Genomic DNA, 16,738 nt, shown 5'->3' with positions numbered 1-16,738 from the left:
GTCCCGGCCCCCCCCCCCCCCCCCGCGCGCCCGGGCGGCGGGGGGGGGGGGGGGGGGGGGCGGCGGCGCGCCCCCCCCCCCCCCCGGGCCGGCCCCCCCCCGACGGTGGGCCCTGGGGGCCGGTCAGGCCGGGCGGTTGCGCTCGAAGACCAGGCGCAGGCCGATCAGGGTGAGCCAGGGCTCGTGCACGTCGATGGTGGAGGCCTCGCCGAGGACCAGGGGGGCCAGCCCGCCGGTGGCGATCACCTGGACGTCGTCCGGGTCCTTGGACAGCTCCTTGGCCATCCGGTCGACCAGGCCGTCGACCTGGCCCGCGAAGCCGTACAGGATGCCGGACTGCATGCCCTCGACGGTGTTCTTGCCGATCACGTTGCGGGGCTTGGCCAGCTCGATCTTGCGCAGTTGGGCGCCGCGCAGGCCGAGCGCCTCGACCGAGATCTCGATGCCGGGGGCGATCGCGCCGCCCACGTAGTCGCCGCGGGCGTTGACGGCGTCGAAGGTGGTGGCGGTGCCGAAGTCGACCACGATGCACGGGCCGCCGTACAGGTGGTTGGCGGCCAGGGCGTTGACGATCCGGTCGGCGCCGACCTCCTTGGGGTTGTCCATCAGGACGTGCACCCCGGTCTTCACGCCGGGCTCCACGATCACCGCGGGGACGTCGCCGTAGTAGCGGCGGGTCACCTCGCGCAGCTCGTGGAGCACGGCGGGAACGGACGAGCAGATCGCCAGGCCCTCCACCGCGGCCTCCCGGACCGCGGTGTGGTTGCCCATCAACCCCTGTAGCAGCACTGCCAGTTCATCGGCCGTGCGGCGCGAATCGGTCGAGATCCGCCAATGTTCCACCACGTCCTCGCCGTCGAACAGGCCGAGCGTGGTCTGGGTGTTGCCGACGTCGATGGTGAGGAGCATGGGGCGCTTTCTGCGAGTCGGGACGAGGGTCAGGCGCGCAGGTCGAGGCCGATGTCCAGGATCGGCGAGGAGTGGGTGAGCGCGCCCACCGCCAGGTAGTCGACACCAGTCTGGGCGACCTCGCGCGCGGTGGCCAGGGTCAGGCCGCCGGAGGCCTCCAGCTTCGCCCGGCCGGCCACCAGCTCGACGGCCTCCTTCAGCTGCGGGACGGTGAAGTTGTCCAGCAGGATCAGGTCGGCCCCGGCCGCCAGCACCGGCGGGATCTGCTCCAGGGTGTCGACCTCGATCTCGACCGGCAGGTCGGGGTAGGCGGCCTTGACGGCCCGGAAGGCCTCGGCGACGCCGCCGGCCGCGACCACGTGGTTGTCCTTGACCAGGGCGGCGTCGGACAGGGCCATCCGGTGGTTGGCGCCGCCGCCGCAGCGCACCGCGAACTTCTCCAGCGCGCGCAGGCCCGGGGTCGTCTTGCGGGTGTCCCGGACGACGGCGCCGGTGCCCTCCAGGGCGTCGGCCCAGGCGCGGGTCGCGGTGGCGATGCCGGACAGGTGGCAGAGCAGGTTGAGCGCGCTGCGCTCGGCGGTGAGCAGGTCGCGGGTGCGGGAGCGGACCGACAGCAGCACCTGGCCGGCCTCGACCCGGTCGCCGTCCTGGACGTGCCGCTCGACCTCGAACTCCTCCTCGCAGATCAGCGAGACGACCGCCTCGGCGATCCGCAGGCCGGCCACCACACCGGCCTGGCGGGCGGTGAAGTCGGCGGTGGCGACGGCCTCGGCGGGCACGGTGGCCACCGAGGTGACGTCCTCGCCGCCGGCCAGGTCCTCGGCCAGCGCCAGGGTGGCGATGTCCTCGACCTCGATCGGGTCCAGTCCGGCCTGCTCCAGCAGCTCGGCCAACTGCGGGTCCAGGCCGGTCTCGTAGCCCTCGCCGTCCCCGCAGGCGCAGCCGTCGCCGCAGCCGCCCTGGGCGTCGGCCAGGGGGAGTTCCTCGTGGGAGTGGGTCATGGTTCTACTGCTCCTCAGGGGTGCTGACGGGGTCGCCGGAGGCGGTGAGGGTGGTGATCAGGTGGCGCCGCCAGTGGGCGTCGTCGCGCTCGGGGAAGTCCTCGCGCCAGTGGCAGCCGCGGGTCTCCTCGCGCTGCGCGGCGGCCGCGACCAGCGCGGTGGAGACCAGCAGCAGGTTGGCGGCCTCCCAGGTCTCCACCCGCGGGTCGGCGGGCTTCTCCTCGGCGACGTGCGCGTGGGCCTGCTCGGCGAGCAGGGCCAGCCCGGCGGCGGCGCCGGCCATCGAGGCGGCCGAGCGCAGCACGCCGGCGCCGCGCGACATCAGCCGCTGGATCTCGGCGCGCGACTCGGGGGCGGGCAGCGGCACCGGCCGTGCGGCGCGGGCGGCAGCGACGTCCACGGCGCGCTCGGGCAGCGCGCCGTGGCGGTGCCGGTCGGCGAGGTCGGCGGCGATCCGCTCGGCGAAGACCAAGCCCTCCAGCAGCGAGTTGGAGGCCAGCCGGTTGGCGCCGTGCACCCCGGTGCAGGCGACCTCGCCGCAGGCGTACAGGCCGGGGACGCTGGTGCGGCCGTGCCGGTCGGTGCGGATGCCGCCGGAGGCGTAGTGCGCGGCCGGGGCGACCGGGATCGGCTCGGTGACCGGGTCGATGCCGTGCGCGCGGCAGGAGGCGAGGATGGTCGGGAAGCGCTGCTCCCACATCTCGGCGCCGAAGTGCCGCCCGTCCAGGTACATGTGCTCGGCGCCCTGCTCCTGCATGCGCCGGGTGATCGCCTTGGCGACGATGTCGCGCGGGGCCAGTTCGGCCAGCTCGTGCTGCCCGAGCATGAAGCGGGTGCCGTGCGCGTCCACCAGGTGGGCGCCCTCGCCGCGGACCGCCTCGGAGACCAGCGGCTGCTGGCCCTCGGCCTCCGGGCCGAGCCAGAGCACGGTCGGGTGGAACTGGACGAACTCCAGGTCGGTGACGGCGGCGCCGGCCCGCAGGGCGAGCGCCACGCCGTCGCCGGTGGAGACCGCCGGGTTGGTGGTGGCGGAGAAGACCTGGCCCATGCCGCCGGTGGCGAGCACCACCGCGCGGGCCCGGACGGCGCCGACGCCGTCGCGCTGGCCCTCGCCCATCACGTGCAGGGTGAGGCCGGCGGCGTGCCCGTCGGCGTCGGTGAGCAGGTCGAGGACGAGGGCGTGCTCGATCAGCTCGACGCCGGGGTCGCTGCGGACGGCTTCCACCAGGGCTCGCGATATCTCGGCGCCGGTGGCGTCCCCGCCGGCGTGCGCGATCCGGCGGCGGTGGTGGCCGCCCTCGCGGGTGAGCAGGATCTCGCCGTCGGTGCCGCGGTCGAAGGCGGCGCCGACGGCGATCAGCCGGCGGACGGCGTCCGGGCCCTCGGTGACCAGGGTGCGCACGGCCTCCTCGTCACAGATCCCGGCGCCGGCCACCAGGGTGTCGTCCAGGTGCTGCGCGGGGGTGTCGCCCTCGCCCAGGGCGGCCGCGATGCCGCCCTGGGCCCAGCGGGTGGAGCCGTCGTCCAGCATCGCCTTGGTGACCACCATGGTCCGCAGACCGGCCTTGCGGGCGTTGAGGGCGACGGTGAGGCCGGCCACCCCGGAGCCGACCACGACCACGTCGGTGGTGGCGGTCCAGCCGGGGGCCGGGGCGGTGAGGCGGTGCGTGGCGGACATGGCGTCAGTGGCTCCTTCAGCGCGCGGCGGTCGGGGCCGCGCCGTTGCCGTCACCGTACGCCTCGTCGCCGCGGAGCAGTCCGGTGCCCTCCGGGGCCTCGGCGGGGCCGCCGCCCAGGCCGGTGATCCGGTTCCGCTCGTCCACGAAGACGATGCTCGGTGCGTAGCTCTTGGCCTCGGCCGTGTCCATCTGCCCGTAGGCGATGAGTATGACCAGGTCGCCGGGGTGGACCAGGCGGGCGGCGGCGCCGTTGATGCCGATCACGCCGGAGCCGCGCGGGCCGGCGATGGTGTAGGTCTCCAGCCGGGCGCCGTTGTTGATGTCGACGATGTGGACCAGCTCGCCGGGGAGCAGGTCGGCGGCGTCGAGCAGGTCCTCGTCCACCGTGACGGAGCCGACGTAGTGCAGGTCGGCCTGGGTCACGGTGGCCCGGTGGATCTTGGACTTGAGCATGGTGCGGAGCATTGCGGGTCACGCCTCCTGTGAGTGCATGCCTAAAGGGGAGCTCTTACCGAACGGTTCCGTGCCGGGTGGCCGGCTGCCCAGGTCCTGTCCGGCCGGACAGGACCTAGCGGCAGATGACGTGGACGTTGTCGATCAGGCGGGTGGAACCCACCGTCGCGGCGACGGCCAGCACCGCCGCGCCCTGGAAGTCGTCCGCCGCTTCGCTGAAGTCGTGCGGGTCGACCAGGGCGAGGTAGTCGAGGTTGATGCCCTCGGCCGCGTCCAGGACCGCCGAGGCGGCCTCGCGGACGGCCTTCGGGCCCTGGGCGGCGGCGTCCCGGCCGGCGAACAGCGCCTTGGAGAGGGCGAGGGCCTGCTCGCGCTCGTCGGCGGAGAGGTAGCGGTTGCGCGAGGAGCGCGCCAGCCCGTCCTCCTCGCGGGCGGTCGGCACCCCGACCACCTCGACGTCGAAGTCCAGGTCGGCGACCATCCGCTGGATGATCGCGAGCTGCTGCGCGTCCTTCTCGCCGAAGAACGCGAAGTCCGGGTCGGTGATGTGCAGCAGCTTGGCGACGACGGTCAGCACGCCGTCGAAGTGGCCGGGGCGGGTGGCGCCCTCGAAGCGCTCGCCCATCGGGCCGGCCGACAGGCGCACCTGCGGCCGGCCGTTCGGGTACACCTCGTCGACGGAGGGCGCGAACACCACGTCGGCGCCGTTCTCCTCGGCCAGCTTCACGTCCTCGTCCAGGCTGCGCGGGTAGCGCTCCAGGTCCTCGGCCGGGCCGAACTGCAGCGGGTTGACGAAGACCGTCACCGCGACCCGGCCCTCCTGGCCGACCTGCTTGCGGGCGGCCCGGATCAGCGCGGCGTGGCCCTCGTGCAGCGCGCCCATGGTCATCACGACGGCGTTGTCGACCGGGCGCTCGTCCGGCCAGAACGCGGCCTCGAAGTCGTCCACGGTGTGGGTGACGACGGCCCGGTGGACCTTCGGCGCCCGCTGGGTCCTGACCGGCTGCTTTCCGCGTGCCATTAGCGATTCTCCTCGTTCAGTACGTCCAGCAGCGCCGCCGCCGACGCTTCGTCGATCGTCCCGTTGGCGAGCGCCCGTTGCGCGGTGGCGCGGGCCATCGCGCGGTAGGCCGCCGGGATGTCCGGGGACACCGTACTGAGCTGCGCCAGGTGGCGCCGCACGGTGCCCGCGTCGCCCCGGGCGACCGGGCCGGTGAGGGCCGCGTCGCCGGAGCGCAGGCTGTTGTCCAGGGCGGCGCCGAGCAGCGGGCCGAGCAGCCGGCCGGGCTCGGCGACGCCGGCCGTGCGCAGCAGGTCCATCGCCTGCGCGACCAGGGTGACCAGGTGGTTCGCGCCGTGCGCGAGGGCCGTGTGGTAGAGCGGGCGGACCTGCTCCGGCACCCACTCCGGCTCGCCGCCCATCTCCACCACCAGCGCCTCGGCGACCGGCCGCAGCTCCTCGGGGGCGGTCACCCCGAACGGGCAGCCGGCCAGCCGGTCCAGGTCGACGGAGGTGCCGGTGAAGGTCATCGCCGGGTGCAGCGCCAGCGGCAGCGCCCCGGCCCGGGTGGCGGGCTCCAGGATGCCGACGCCGTGTGCGCCGGAGGTGTGCACCAGCAGCTGCCCGGGGCGGACGGCGCCGGTCGCGGCGAGGCCGGCCACCAGGTCGGCCAGCGTGTCGTCCGGCACGGTGAGCAGCACCAGGTCGGCGGCGGCCAGCACCTGCGGCGGGGTGACGATCCGCACCCCCGGCAGCAGTGCCTCGGCGCGGCGGCGGGAGGTGGCGGACACCCCGGAGGCGGCGACCACGGTGTGCCCGGCGAGCTGCAGGGCGGCGCCCAGTGCCGGGCCGACCCGGCCGGTGCCGACCACGCCGACGGCCAGCCGGGCCGGGCGGTTGCCGGGGTCGGCCGGGTCGTCGGGGTAGCTCGGGTGGCGCGGGTCGTTCAGGTGGCTCGGATCGCCGAAGCCGTCGGCGAGCGGGGCGAACCCGCCGTCGGCGGCGTGGTCGGCACTGTCGGACGTGTTCACGGCCCGGCCCTCGTCCTTAGCTCCTCGTTCCGGTCCTCTTCGGGTACCGGACGTACCGGCCCATTCTACGGGCGCTCAGCCGGTCCTCCACGGGGTCCTCCACGGGACGCCCGGGGGGTGCCCGGGGCCGCTCAGTCCGTCGCCCCGGCCCGGATCAGCCCGGCCTCGTAGGCGAGCACCACGGCCTGGACCCGGTCGCGCAGGCCGAGCTTGGCCAGGATCCGGCCGACGTGGGTCTTCACGGTGGCCTCGGAGAGCACCAGCCGGGCCGCGATCTCGCCGTTCGACAGCCCCTGGGCGACCAGCAGGAACACCTCCCGCTCCCGCTCGGTCAGCGGCCCGAGGGCGTCCGAGCCGGGCGCGCTCTGCGGGGTCGGCAGCACCTCGGCGAAGCGGTCGATCATGCGGCGGGTGGTGGTCGGCGCGACCACCGCGTCCCCGCCGTGCACCGCGCGGATCGCGGCCACCAGCTCGGTCGGCGGGACGTCCTTGAGCAGGAAGCCGCTGGCGCCGGCCTTGAGCGCGGCGAAGGCGTACTCGTCCAGGTCGAAGGTGGTCAGGATGAGCACGTGCGGGGCGTTGGGCACGGGGCTGCCGTCCTCGGCCAGGCAGATCCGGCGGGTGGTCTGCACCCCGTCCAGGCGCGGCATCCGCACGTCCATCAGGATCACGTCCACCTGGGTGTGCCGCAGCTCCTCCAGGGCCCGGGCGCCGTCGCCGGCCTCGGCGACGATCTCGATGTCGCCCTGCGACTGCAGGATCATCCGGAAGCCGGTGCGCAGCAGTTCCTGGTCGTCGACGAGCATCACGCGGATGGTCAAGGTGGCTCCTTCAGGGGGCGTCGGGGGGACCGGGGGGTTAGTGGGCCGCCTTGAGCGGCAGGATGGCGCGGATCCGGAAGCCGCCGCCGGGGCGGGGGCCCACGTCGAGGCTGCCGCTGACCATGCCGACCCGCTCGCGCATGCCGATCAGGCCGTGGCCGAGGCCGTCCGTGCCGCCGACGGCCAGTTGCTCGTCGGTGCTGCCTCGGCCGTCGTCCTCGACCAGGACGGCCAGCTCGCGCTCGCCGAAGTCGACCGCGACCCGGGCGTGCACGTCGGGGCCGCCGTGCTTGCGGACGTTGGTCAGCGCCTCCTGGACGATCCGGTAGACCGTCAGCTCGACGCCGCGCGGCAGCTCGCGCGGATGCCCGGAGGTCGCGTAGTCCACCTGCAGCCCGGCCGTGCGGACCTGCTCCAGCAGCTCCGGCAGCTCCTCGACGCCGGGCTGCGGCACGTACTCCTCGGCGGTGTCGGCGGTGCGCAGCACGCCCAGCAGGCGGCGCATCTCGACCAGCGCCTGCCGGCCGGTGGACGCGATCGTGCCGAGCGCCTCCTTCGCCTGCTGCGGCGAGTTGTCGAGCACGTACGCGGCGCCGTCGGCCTGGACGATCATCACCGAGACGTTGTGTGCGACCACGTCGTGCAGCTCGCGGGCGATCCGGGCGCGCTCGGCGGCCACCGCCACCTTGGACTGGGCGTCCCGCTCGCGCTCCAGCCGGGCGGCGCGGTCCTCCAGCTCGGTCAGGTAGGCGCGGCGCACCCTGGTCAGCCGGCCCCATGCCCAGCACAGGATGAACGGGGTGCTCATCAGCAGCGTGATCAGCGCCGCCTCGCCGAAGGAGTACGGGCGGGTGTGGTAGTCCCCGGCGCCGTTGGCGACCGTCTTCAGCGGGTGGAGCTGCCAGAACACCAGGGGCCCGGCGGCCAGCCCGGCGACCAGTGCCAGCCGGGACGTCCACTTCTGGCCGAAGGCGGCGCCGGTGTACGCGAACACCAGGTAGGCGAGGGAGGAGGCGGCCGGGAGGACGTCGGCGGCCACCTGGCCGAGGCCGAGGCCGGTGGCGGCCGCCACGGTGACGTCGGGGAAGCGTCGGCGGAAGACCATCAGCGCGGGCAGCAGCACCGCGATCAGGATCTGTGCGTCGAAGCGCCAGCCGTCGCTGAAACTGTCGTTCGGCAGCAGGCCGACGAAGAGCACCATCGCAGCCCAGGCGGCGTCGACCACCACGGGGTGACGGCGGAGCCAGGCGTTGAGTCGATGCACGTCTCCAGCCTAGGCAGTCACCTGGCGTGTTCAGGTCCGCCGGTAGGGCGATCCGTCCTACTCCGTAGGTCGGAGACGCACCGTACCGGTGGGGAGGGCGCGCCCGGCTGCGGGTAGCGTCCCGCGCTATGACTTGGATGCGGTGGGCGCCCGCCATGGAGCAGGCCCTGTACGACCCGGACGGCGGCTTCTACCGCAGGTCGGAGGGCCCGGCCGGGCACTTCCGCACCTCGGTGCACGCCTCGCCGCGGTTCGCCCGCGCGGTGGCCCGGCTGCTGCTGGAGGTTGACGCCGCCCTAGGCCGTCCGGAGGAGCTGGCCCTCGTCGACGTCGGGGCCGGGCGCGGTGAACTGCTCACCGGGGTGCTGGCCGAACTGCCCGGCGAGGTGCTGGCGCGGCTGCGCCCGTACGGCGTGGAGATCGCGCGGCGCCCGGCGGACCTGCCGTCCACAGCCCTGTGGACGGACGAGGTGCCGCGCGGCGTCACCGGGCTGCTGTTCGCCAACGAATGGCTGGACAACGTGCCGCTGGACGTCGGCGAGGTCGACGACGGCGGGGTGCTGCGCTACCGGGAGGTGGACACCGCGACCGGCGGGGAGCGGCTCGGCGGGCCCGCCTCGGCGGCCGACGCGGCCTGGGCCGAGCGCTGGTGGCCGGTCGGGCACCCCGGGGACTCCGTGGAGTTCGGCGGTACCCGGGACGCCGCCTGGGCGCGGGCCGTCGCCGGGCTGGAGCGCGGCCTGGCCGTCGCCGTCGACTACGGGCACACCGCCGACCGGCGCCCGCTGTTCGGCACCCTGACCGGCTTCCGGGGCGGCCGCGAGGTTTCGCCGGTGCCGGACGGCTCCTGCGACGTCACCGCGCACGTTGCTCTGGACTCCGTCGCCGCACCTGGTCTCCACAGCCTGTGGACAACCCAGCGGGACGCCCTGCGCGCCCTCGGCGTGAGCGGTGCCCGGCCGCCGCTCGCGCTCGCCTCCAGCGACCCGGCCGGCTACCTGCGGGCGCTCGGCGGGGCCGGCGAGGGCGCCGAACTGACCGACCCGGCCGGGCTCGGCGCGTTCGGCTGGCTCGCCCAGGCCGTCCGCATGCCGGTACCGGAGGCCCTGGCCGCCCTGCCGGGGTGGCAGACTCTGACCCCATGAGGGAGACCACGGTCGGCATCGGGGCGGGAGCCGAGAACTTCACCGGCGAGGCGGGCACCACCGACATGGTGCTCAACATCGGCCCGCAGCACCCCGCCACGCACGGCGTGCTGCGGCTGCGGCTGGTGCTCGACGGCGAGCGGATCATCACCGCCGAGCCGGTGATCGGCTACATGCACCGGGGCGCGGAGAAACTGTTCGAGGCCCGCGACTACCGGCAGATCATCATGCTGGCCAACCGGCACGACTGGCTCTCCGCCTTCGGCAACGAGCTCGGCGTCGTCCTCGGCGTCGAGCGGATGCTCGGCATGGAGGTCCCCGAGCGGGCGGTGTGGATCCGCACCCTGCTCGCCGAACTCAACCGGGTGCTCAACCACCTGATGTTCCTCGGCTCCTACCCGCTGGAACTCGGCGGCATCACCCCGATCTTCCACGCCTTCACCGGCCGCGAGGACCTCCAGCACGTCCTGGAGGAGGCCTCCGGCGGGCGCATGCACTACATGTTCAACCGGGTCGGCGGCCTCAAGGAGGACCTCCCGGCCGGCTGGCTCGGCCGCGTCCGCACCGCCGTCGCCACCGTCCGCTCCCAGCTGCCGGTCTTCGAGGACCTCGTCCTCGGCAACGAGATCTTTCGCGCCCGCACCGCCGGCGTCGGCATCCTCACCCGGGCCCAGGCCCAGGCGTACGGCGTCAGCGGCCCGATCGCCCGCGCCAGCGGCCTCGACCTCGACCTGCGCCGCGACGAGCCCTACCTCGCGTACGACTCCGACGAGCTGCGGCAGGTGCTCACCGTGGTCACCCGCGAGGAGGGCGACTGCCTGGCCCGGTTCGAGTGCCTGCTGGAGCAGACCCTCAACTCGCTGGACCTCGCCGTCGCCTGCCTCGACAAGATCGCCACCCTGCCGCCCGGCCCGGTCAACCAGCGGCTGCCCAAGGTGCTCAAGGCCCCCGAGGGCAGCACCTACTCCTGGACCGAGAACCCGCTCGGCATCAACGGCTACTACCTGGTCTCGCGCGGCGACAAGACGCCGTGGCGGCTCAAGCTGCGCTCGGCGTCCTTCAACAACGTCCAGGCGCTGACCGAGCTGCTGCCCGGGACGCTGGTCGCGGACATGGTGGCGATCCTCGGGTCGATGTTCTTCGTCGTCGGGGACATCGACAAGTAGGGCCCGGCCCTTCGCGGGCCGGGCCTGCGCAGGTCCCGTGCTTTTCGGGCCCGGCGTTTGTCGGGCTCAGCCCTTCTTCGGCCGCTTGGCCGGGTCGGCCGGGTGCGGGGCCACCTTGCGGTCGCCCTTGGTGGCGATCCGCTCCGCGCACAGGCCGGCCAGCACGTCGTACGCCGCCTTGCCCATCAGCTCGGTCAGCTCGGGGCGGTAGCTGACGTACACCGGGTCCGGCCCCTGGTGCGCCGCCGGGCTGCCGGTGCACCACCAGTGCAGGTCGTGGCCGCCCGGGCCCCAGCCGCGGCGGTCGTACTCGCCGATCGAGACCTGGAGGTAGCGGGTGTCGTCCGGCCGGTCGATCCAGTCGTAGGTGCGGCGGACCGGCAGCTGCCAGCAGACGTCCGGCTTCGTCTCCAGCGGCTCCCGGCCCTCCTTGAGCGCCAGCGCGTGCAGCGCGCAGCCGGCGCCGCCCGCGAAGCCGGGGCTGTTCACGAAGATGCACGCCCCGCCGACCCGGCGGGTCTGGCGGTCGCCGTCCTCGTCGAGCATGGTGATGCCGCCGTCGGACGTGATCCGGCCCGCGGCGTCGGTGCCGTGCGCGAAGTTCTCCCACAGCTCGGGCGTCAGCCGCGCCGCGTGGCCGAGGACGCGCTTCTCGTCGTCCTCGTCCGAGTAGTGCGCGCCCAGCGTGCAGCAGCCGTCCGACTCGCCGCGGCCCTCGCGGATGCCGTGGCAGCCCTGGCCGAAGACGCAACCCCAGCGGGAGGTCAGCCAGGTGAGGTCGCAGCGGAACACCTGCTCCTCGTCGTCGGGGTCGGCGAACTCGACCCAGGCGCGCGGGAAGTCGAGCGGGACCTCGTCACGGGGGATCCCGCCGAGCGGGCTCTCGCCGCGCAGGGTCGGCATCGCCAGGTCGACGGGGGCGGGGGAGGCCTTGGACTTCTTCTTGGACGTTTCTGCTGGTGCCACCCGGCAAGGGTAGAGCCTTCGGGCCGGCCGGCCGGGACCCGTCCGGGTGATCCGGGGTGCGCCGTGGCGTCGGCGAGGGCCGGCCGACCGCAGGCTGGAGGGAACCGGGCGCCACTGTCGGGTTGTCAGATCAGTTTGATGATCTCGCGTCGACCCGTATTGGATGCCCTGGAACACCCCGGATCACCACTGGAGCACCGAGCCGTGACCGCCTCGCCCCGCGCCGCCCACACGGCCGTCCTCGCCGCCCTCGCGGTCCTGGCCGCCGGGTGCGCCTCCGCGCCCGCGCTGCGGGCCCGGACGGCCGCCGCCGCTCCGCCGTGCGACGCCCCGGTGGTGATCGGTCACCGGGGTGCCCCGCGCAACGCCCCCGAGAACACCATGGCCTCCTTCGAAACCGCCCTCGACCAGGGCGCCGACTGGCTGGAGACCGACGTCCAGACCACCAGGGACGGCGTCCCGGTGCTGATGCACGACCCCACGGTGGACCGCACCACCAACGGCAAGGGCGCCGTCGCCGACCTCACCGCCGCCCAGATCGCCGCCCTCGGAGTGACCGTCGGCCCCGGCCCCACCGAGCCCGTCCCCACCCTCCAGGAACTGCTCAAGCGCCTCTCCGACAGCAACGCCACCCTGCTGATGGAGATCAAGTGGCAGCGCGCCGAGGACGTCACCCGGATCGCCCGGATCGCCGCCGCCAGCGGTGCCAGGGTCGTCCTCTACTCGTTCTCGGCGGAGCACCTGCGCCAGGCCCACGCCGCCGCGCCCGCCCTGCCGGTCGTGCTGATCCAGGGCTCCGCGATCGCCGAGGACCCGGGCGACCTGCCGCTGCGCGGCATCGCCCTGGACGCGGCGCTGGCCAGCGCCTCCCGGATCGCCGCCGAGCGCAAGGCGGGCCGCGAGGTGTACGTCTGGACGCTCGACGACGAGGAGTCCTGGCAGCTGATGTCGGCCCGGGACGCGGACGGCCTGATCACGGACACCCCGGGCCGGGCCCGCCGCTGGGTGGACACCAACTGCCGCCCCGAGCGCCGGGCCGGACCGCGCGGCCACTGAGGGCGTCCGGTCGCCGGAGGCGGGGTACGGGCGGGACCAGTGTGAAGACGGTCGAGACCGGTTTCGTCCGGGGCCGGATCGCGTAGCGTGGAGAGTTATGCGACTCGGTGTACTCGACGTAGGTTCCAACACCGTCCACTTCCTCGTGGTGGACGCCCATCCGGGTGCCGCCCCGCTGCCCGCGTACTCGCACAAGGCCGAGCTGCGGCTGGCCGAACTGCTCGACGACGACGGCGCGATAAGCGAGGCAGGCGTCGAGCGGCTGGTCGGCCACATCGCCTCGTCGCTGCGGGTCGCGGAGGACAAGGGCGTCGTCGACATCCTGCCGTTCGCCACCTCCGCCGTCCGGGAGGCCGCCAACGGCGAGGAGGTGCTGCGCCGGGTCGCCACGGAGACCGGGGTGGAGCTGCGGGTGCTGTCCGGGCAGGACGAGGCCCGGCTCACCTTCCTGGCCGTCCGGCGCTGGTTCGGCTGGTCCTCGGGCCGACTGCTCAACCTGGACATCGGCGGCGGCTCGCTGGAGATCGCCTGCGGTCAGGACGAGCAGCCCGACGTCGCCTGCTCGCTGCCGCTGGGCGCCGGCCGGCTCACCGCCCGCTGGCTGCCCGGCGACATCGCCGACCCGGACGGGCTGCGCGGGCTGAGACGCCACATCCGGGCCGAGATGGCCACCGTCGTGGGCGAGGTCGCCCGGCTCGGCGCGCCGCAGCACGCCGTCGCCACCTCCAAGACCTTCAAGCAGCTGGCCCGGATGACCGGCGCCGCCCCCGCCGACGCCGGCCCGTACGCCGACCGCCGGCTCACCCGCAGCGGGCTGTCCGCCTGGCTGCCGCGACTGTCCTCGATGACCGTCGAGGAACGGGCGCGGATCCCCGGCGTCTCCGAGGGCCGCGCCAAGCAGCTGCTGGCCGGGGCACTGGTCGCGGACGCCGCGATGGACCTGTTCGGCCTCGACGAGCTGGACGTCTGCCCGTGGGCGCTGCGCGAGGGCATCATCCTGCGCCGCCTGGACGCCATGGACGGCGCCGCCGACCGCCGCCGCCCGGCCCTCACCCCGTAGGGCCCGCGCGCCGCAGGGCTCCACACCGTGGGCCCCATGGCCCGTCCGGCGGCTCCCGCCGGGGCCGGCCGGGGATCCGGTCCCGTTCGGAGCGCGGTCCGCTTACGCTGTCTCCCGTGGCGCAACCAGCGGGTGAGGACGGGACGCGGGAGGGCCGCGCTCCCGGGGACGGGCAGCCGCGGCCGGACGGCCCGCGCCGCAAACTCGGCAAGGCCGTCAAGGGTGCCACCGGGGCGCAGGCCGCGAAGGCCGTCGAGGCGGCCCGGCGCACCGGGCGCAAGAGCGCGGCGCGCAAGGCCGCCGAGCAGTCGCCCGCGCCCGAGGCGAAGAGGCCCGCGGGGGACACGTCCGAGGCGAAGCAGCCTGCCGGGGCGAAGCCCGACGCGCGGAAGTCCGGGACGCGGAAGGCCGCCGCGACGGCCGCCCCCCGGGAGACCCGCACCGCCCGGGCCGCCGGCGCCGCCAAGGCCGCCGTCCAGTCGGTGCGCTCGGTCAAGGCCGCCCGGCGCGACGCCGCCCGCCCGCCGCTGCTGCGCACCACCGACCGGCTGGTGCTGCCCTCGCACCCGGCCCTGCACATCCCCGACACCAAGGTGGTCCTGTCCACCGCGTCGGTGTACCCGGCGGGCACCGCCGTCGCCTTCGAGCTGGCCGCCAAGCTCGGCTACGACGGGGTCGAGGTGATGGTCTGGAACGACCCGGTCAGCCAGGACATCGACGCCCTGCGCCGCCTCTCCGACGCCCACCAGCTGCCGATCCTGGCCGTGCACGCGCCCTGCCTGCTGATCACCCAGCGGGTGTGGACCACCGACCCGTGGACCAAGCTGGTCCGGGCCCGGGCGGCGGCCGAGAAGCTCGGCGCGAGCGCCGTCGTGGTCCACCCGCCGTTCCGCTGGCAGCGCCAGTACGCCCGGGACTTCGTGACGGGCATCAACCGGATGGCGGGCGAGACCGACGTCCGCTTCGCGGTGGAGAACATGTACCCGTGGCGCTACCGCGACCGCGAGGTGCTGGCCTACGCGCCGGGCTGGGACGTCACCGACGAGGAGTACCGGCACTTCACCATCGACCTCTCGCACGTCGCCACCTCCCGGATCGACGCGTTCGCCATGGTCGAGCGGATGGGCGACCGGCTCGCCCACATCCACCTCGCCGACGGCAGCGGCTCCGGCAAGGACGAACACCTGATCCCGGGCCGCGGCAAGCAGCCCTGTGCCGAACTGCTGGAGCACCTGGCCCGTACCGGTTTCGACGGCCACGTGGTGCTGGAGGTCAACACCCGCCGCTCCGCGTCCCCCGCCGAACGCGAGGCCGACCTGGCCGAGGCGCTCGCCTTCACCCGCTTGCACCTGGCCACCCCCTCGCGCGTACGCTGAGGAGCCGCGCCCGGCTGGGTGCGAACTTCCTTGGGTAGGGGGAGAGATGACGGATCAACAGGGCTTCCGGGAGATCGCCGAGAGCTTCGGCGGGGTTGCCGCCGAGTACGACCGGGGCCGCCCCGGCTACCCGGACGGGCTGTTCGAGGCGCTGGAGCGGTTGTCCGGCCGCAGCCTCAAGGGCGCCCGGGTGCTGGACGTCGGCGCCGGCACCGGCATCGCCACCCGGCTGCTGGCCGCGCGCGGCGCCGACGTCGTCGCGGTGGAGCCCAACGCGGGCATGGCCGCCCAGTTCCTGGCCTCCTCGCCGGGCCTGCCGCTGGTCAGGGCCGGCGGTGACGAACTGCCGTTCCACGACGACTCCGCGGACCTGATCAGCTACGCCCAGTCCTTCCACTGGACCCGCACCGAACGGGCCATCCCCGAGGCGATCCGGGTGCTGCGGCCCGGCGGCGCCCTCGCCGTCTGGTGGAACGTGCACGACGAGACCGTGCCCTGGGTCCGGGCCCGGGTGGAGCGGCTGAGCGCCGCGCTGCCCAACTACCACGGCTACGGCCGGGTCGCCGAGTTCACCGCCCTCCTCGCCCCGGCCGGGCTGACGGTCGAACGCGCGGTGCTGCGCTGGGAGCGGCGGGCCACCGTCGACCACGTGCTCGACGACCTGGTCTCCCGCTCGTTCATGGCCGCGCTGTCCCCCGCCGAGCGCGAACCGGTGCTGGCCGTCGAGCGGCAGGCGATGATCGCCGAGTTCCCCGACGGCTGGGTGGTCGAGCCCTACGTCCTGGAGCTGGCGGTGGGCATCACCCCGGTCTGACCTGCACCTTGCCCGACCCACACCCCGCCTGACCCGCACCCCGCCCGGAACACGCCGCGCCCGGACGGCCCGCCCGCGTGCCCGCATCGCGGACGGACCGTCCGCCGCCTGGACGGCGGGCGTAGGCTCGGTAGCCACAGCGGCCCCCGCATCCTCCTACCGGCGGGGCGCCGGCGAGAGCCCCGAAGGAGTGGAGCACAGTGCCCGAGCTGAGGTCCCGTACGGTCACCCACGGTCGCAACATGGCAGGCGCCCGGGCGCTTCTCCGGGCCGCCGGCGTAGCCCGCGAGGACTTCGGCAAGCCGATCATCGCGGTCGCCAACTCCTTCACCGAGTTCGTCCCGGGCCACACCCACCTCCAGCCGGTCGGCCGGATCGTCTCCGAGGCGATCAAGCAGGCGGGCGGCATCCCGCGCGAGTTCAACACCATCGCCGTGGACGACGGCATCGCGATGGGCCACGGCGGCATGCTCTACTCGCTGCCCTCGCGCGACCTGATCGCCGACTCGGTCGAGTACATGGTCAACGCGCACTGCGCCGACGCGCTGATCTGCATCTCCAACTGCGACAAGATCACCCCGGGCATGCTGATGGCCGCGCTGCGCCTGAACATCCCGACCGTCTTCGTCTCCGGCGGCCCGATGGAGGCCGGCAAGGCCACCCTCGTCGACGGCACCGTGCGCAGGCTCGACCTGATCGACGCGATCTCCCAGGCGGCCAACGAGAACGTCTCCGACGAGGACATCGCGATCATCGAGGAGAACGCCTGCCCCACCTGCGGCTCGTGCTCCGGCATGTTCACCGCCAACTCGATGAACTGCCTCACCGAGGCCATCGGCCTCTCGCTGCCCGGCAACGGCTCCGTCCTCGCCACCCACACCGCCCGCAAGGCCCTGTACGAGCGGGCCGGGCGGGGGGGGGGGGGGGGCGCGCGGGGGCGCGCGCGAGAGAGGACTCTATAACAGAGAGAACGGCGCGAGCAGACGCAGCACCGCCC

Annotated in this window: 15 protein-coding genes and 1 pseudogene; 7 read left to right on the top strand and 9 right to left on the bottom strand. The window is 74.4% G+C overall.

Annotation, left to right across the window (positions count from 1 at the left end):
• Positions 1–123: 123 nt before the first annotated feature.
• From ACFV61_RS09035 to ACFV61_RS09000, 8 genes are all read right to left on the bottom strand, one after another.
• Complete coding sequence (locus ACFV61_RS09035; protein WP_063348829.1) at positions 124–909, bottom strand: type III pantothenate kinase; 786 nt, start codon at positions 907–909, stop codon at positions 124–126.
• Positions 910–938: 29 nt separating this feature from the next.
• Entirely contained in the window at positions 939–1,910 is a 972-nt protein-coding gene (gene nadC / locus ACFV61_RS09030; protein WP_063348830.1) for a carboxylating nicotinate-nucleotide diphosphorylase, read from the bottom strand.
• Between the two features lie 4 nt (positions 1,911–1,914).
• Positions 1,915–3,588, bottom strand: a complete 1,674-nt coding sequence (locus ACFV61_RS09025; RefSeq protein WP_380490812.1) for an L-aspartate oxidase — start codon at positions 3,586–3,588, stop codon at positions 1,915–1,917.
• Positions 3,589–3,604: 16 nt separating this feature from the next.
• The gene (panD, locus tag ACFV61_RS09020; RefSeq protein ID WP_380490810.1) at positions 3,605–4,054 is read right to left on the bottom strand and encodes an aspartate 1-decarboxylase; all 450 of its coding nucleotides are present in this window, start codon (positions 4,052–4,054) and stop codon (positions 3,605–3,607) included.
• Between the two features lie 103 nt (positions 4,055–4,157).
• On the bottom strand, positions 4,158–5,063 hold the full coding sequence (gene panC, locus ACFV61_RS09015; RefSeq protein WP_380490808.1) for a pantoate--beta-alanine ligase: 906 nt from the start codon (positions 5,061–5,063) through the stop codon (positions 4,158–4,160).
• On the bottom strand, positions 5,063–5,992 hold the full coding sequence (locus tag ACFV61_RS09010) for a Rossmann-like and DUF2520 domain-containing protein (protein WP_380375920.1): 930 nt from the start codon (positions 5,990–5,992) through the stop codon (positions 5,063–5,065). Before ACFV61_RS09010 ends, panC begins: the two co-directional genes overlap by 1 nt.
• Positions 5,993–6,204: 212 nt before the next feature.
• A complete protein-coding gene (locus ACFV61_RS09005; RefSeq protein ID WP_063348833.1) occupies positions 6,205–6,894 on the bottom strand; it encodes a response regulator transcription factor in 690 nt (229 codons plus the stop codon).
• Positions 6,895–6,931: 37 nt separating this feature from the next.
• Entirely contained in the window at positions 6,932–8,158 is a 1,227-nt protein-coding gene (locus ACFV61_RS09000) for a sensor histidine kinase (protein WP_380375895.1), read from the bottom strand.
• Between the two features lie 128 nt (positions 8,159–8,286).
• Between ACFV61_RS09000 and ACFV61_RS08995 the strand changes: the two genes are divergently transcribed.
• Both ACFV61_RS08995 and ACFV61_RS08990 read left to right on the top strand, forming a co-directional pair.
• Positions 8,287–9,303: an SAM-dependent methyltransferase gene (locus ACFV61_RS08995; protein ID WP_380486281.1), complete on the top strand. Its 1,017-nt coding sequence runs from the start codon at positions 8,287–8,289 to the stop codon at positions 9,301–9,303.
• Positions 9,300–10,469 (top strand): NADH-quinone oxidoreductase subunit D, encoded by a 1,170-nt coding sequence (locus ACFV61_RS08990; RefSeq protein ID WP_063348836.1) that lies wholly within the window; start codon positions 9,300–9,302, stop codon positions 10,467–10,469. Before ACFV61_RS08995 ends, ACFV61_RS08990 begins: the two co-directional genes overlap by 4 nt.
• 66 nt (positions 10,470–10,535) lie before the next feature.
• Here the strand turns inward: ACFV61_RS08990 and ACFV61_RS08985 are convergent, their stop codons facing one another.
• Positions 10,536–11,372, bottom strand: coding sequence for a hypothetical protein (locus ACFV61_RS08985; RefSeq protein WP_063348837.1), 837 nt, complete (start codon positions 11,370–11,372; stop codon positions 10,536–10,538).
• Positions 11,373–11,639: 267 nt separating this feature from the next.
• On the opposite strand from ACFV61_RS08985, the gene ACFV61_RS08980 reads away from it, so the two are divergent.
• From ACFV61_RS08980 to ACFV61_RS08960, 5 genes and pseudogenes are all read left to right on the top strand, one after another.
• A complete protein-coding gene (locus ACFV61_RS08980) occupies positions 11,640–12,491 on the top strand; it encodes a glycerophosphodiester phosphodiesterase (RefSeq protein ID WP_380375901.1) in 852 nt (283 codons plus the stop codon).
• A gap of 97 nt (positions 12,492–12,588) precedes the next feature.
• Positions 12,589–13,551 (top strand): Ppx/GppA family phosphatase, encoded by a 963-nt coding sequence (locus ACFV61_RS08975; RefSeq protein WP_380375902.1) that lies wholly within the window; start codon positions 12,589–12,591, stop codon positions 13,549–13,551.
• Positions 13,552–14,099: 548 nt separating this feature from the next.
• Positions 14,100–14,927: a sugar phosphate isomerase/epimerase gene (locus tag ACFV61_RS08970; RefSeq protein WP_079136295.1), complete on the top strand. Its 828-nt coding sequence runs from the start codon at positions 14,100–14,102 to the stop codon at positions 14,925–14,927.
• Positions 14,928–14,973: 46 nt separating this feature from the next.
• Positions 14,974–15,741 carry a class I SAM-dependent methyltransferase gene (locus tag ACFV61_RS08965; RefSeq protein WP_380490805.1) on the top strand — a complete coding sequence of 256 codons (768 nt, stop codon included), beginning with the start codon at positions 14,974–14,976 and terminating at the stop codon, positions 15,739–15,741.
• A 200-nt stretch (positions 15,742–15,941) separates the two neighbouring features.
• Positions 15,942–16,649: pseudogene (locus ACFV61_RS08960) on the top strand (dihydroxy-acid dehydratase); the annotation flags it as partial.
• Positions 16,650–16,738: the final 89 nt, after the last annotated feature.

The organism is Kitasatospora sp. NPDC059817 (genome assembly GCF_042731835.1).
Lineage (GTDB): Bacteria > Actinomycetota > Actinomycetes > Streptomycetales > Streptomycetaceae > Kitasatospora.
This window is presented reverse-complemented; position numbering and strand designations above follow the sequence as displayed.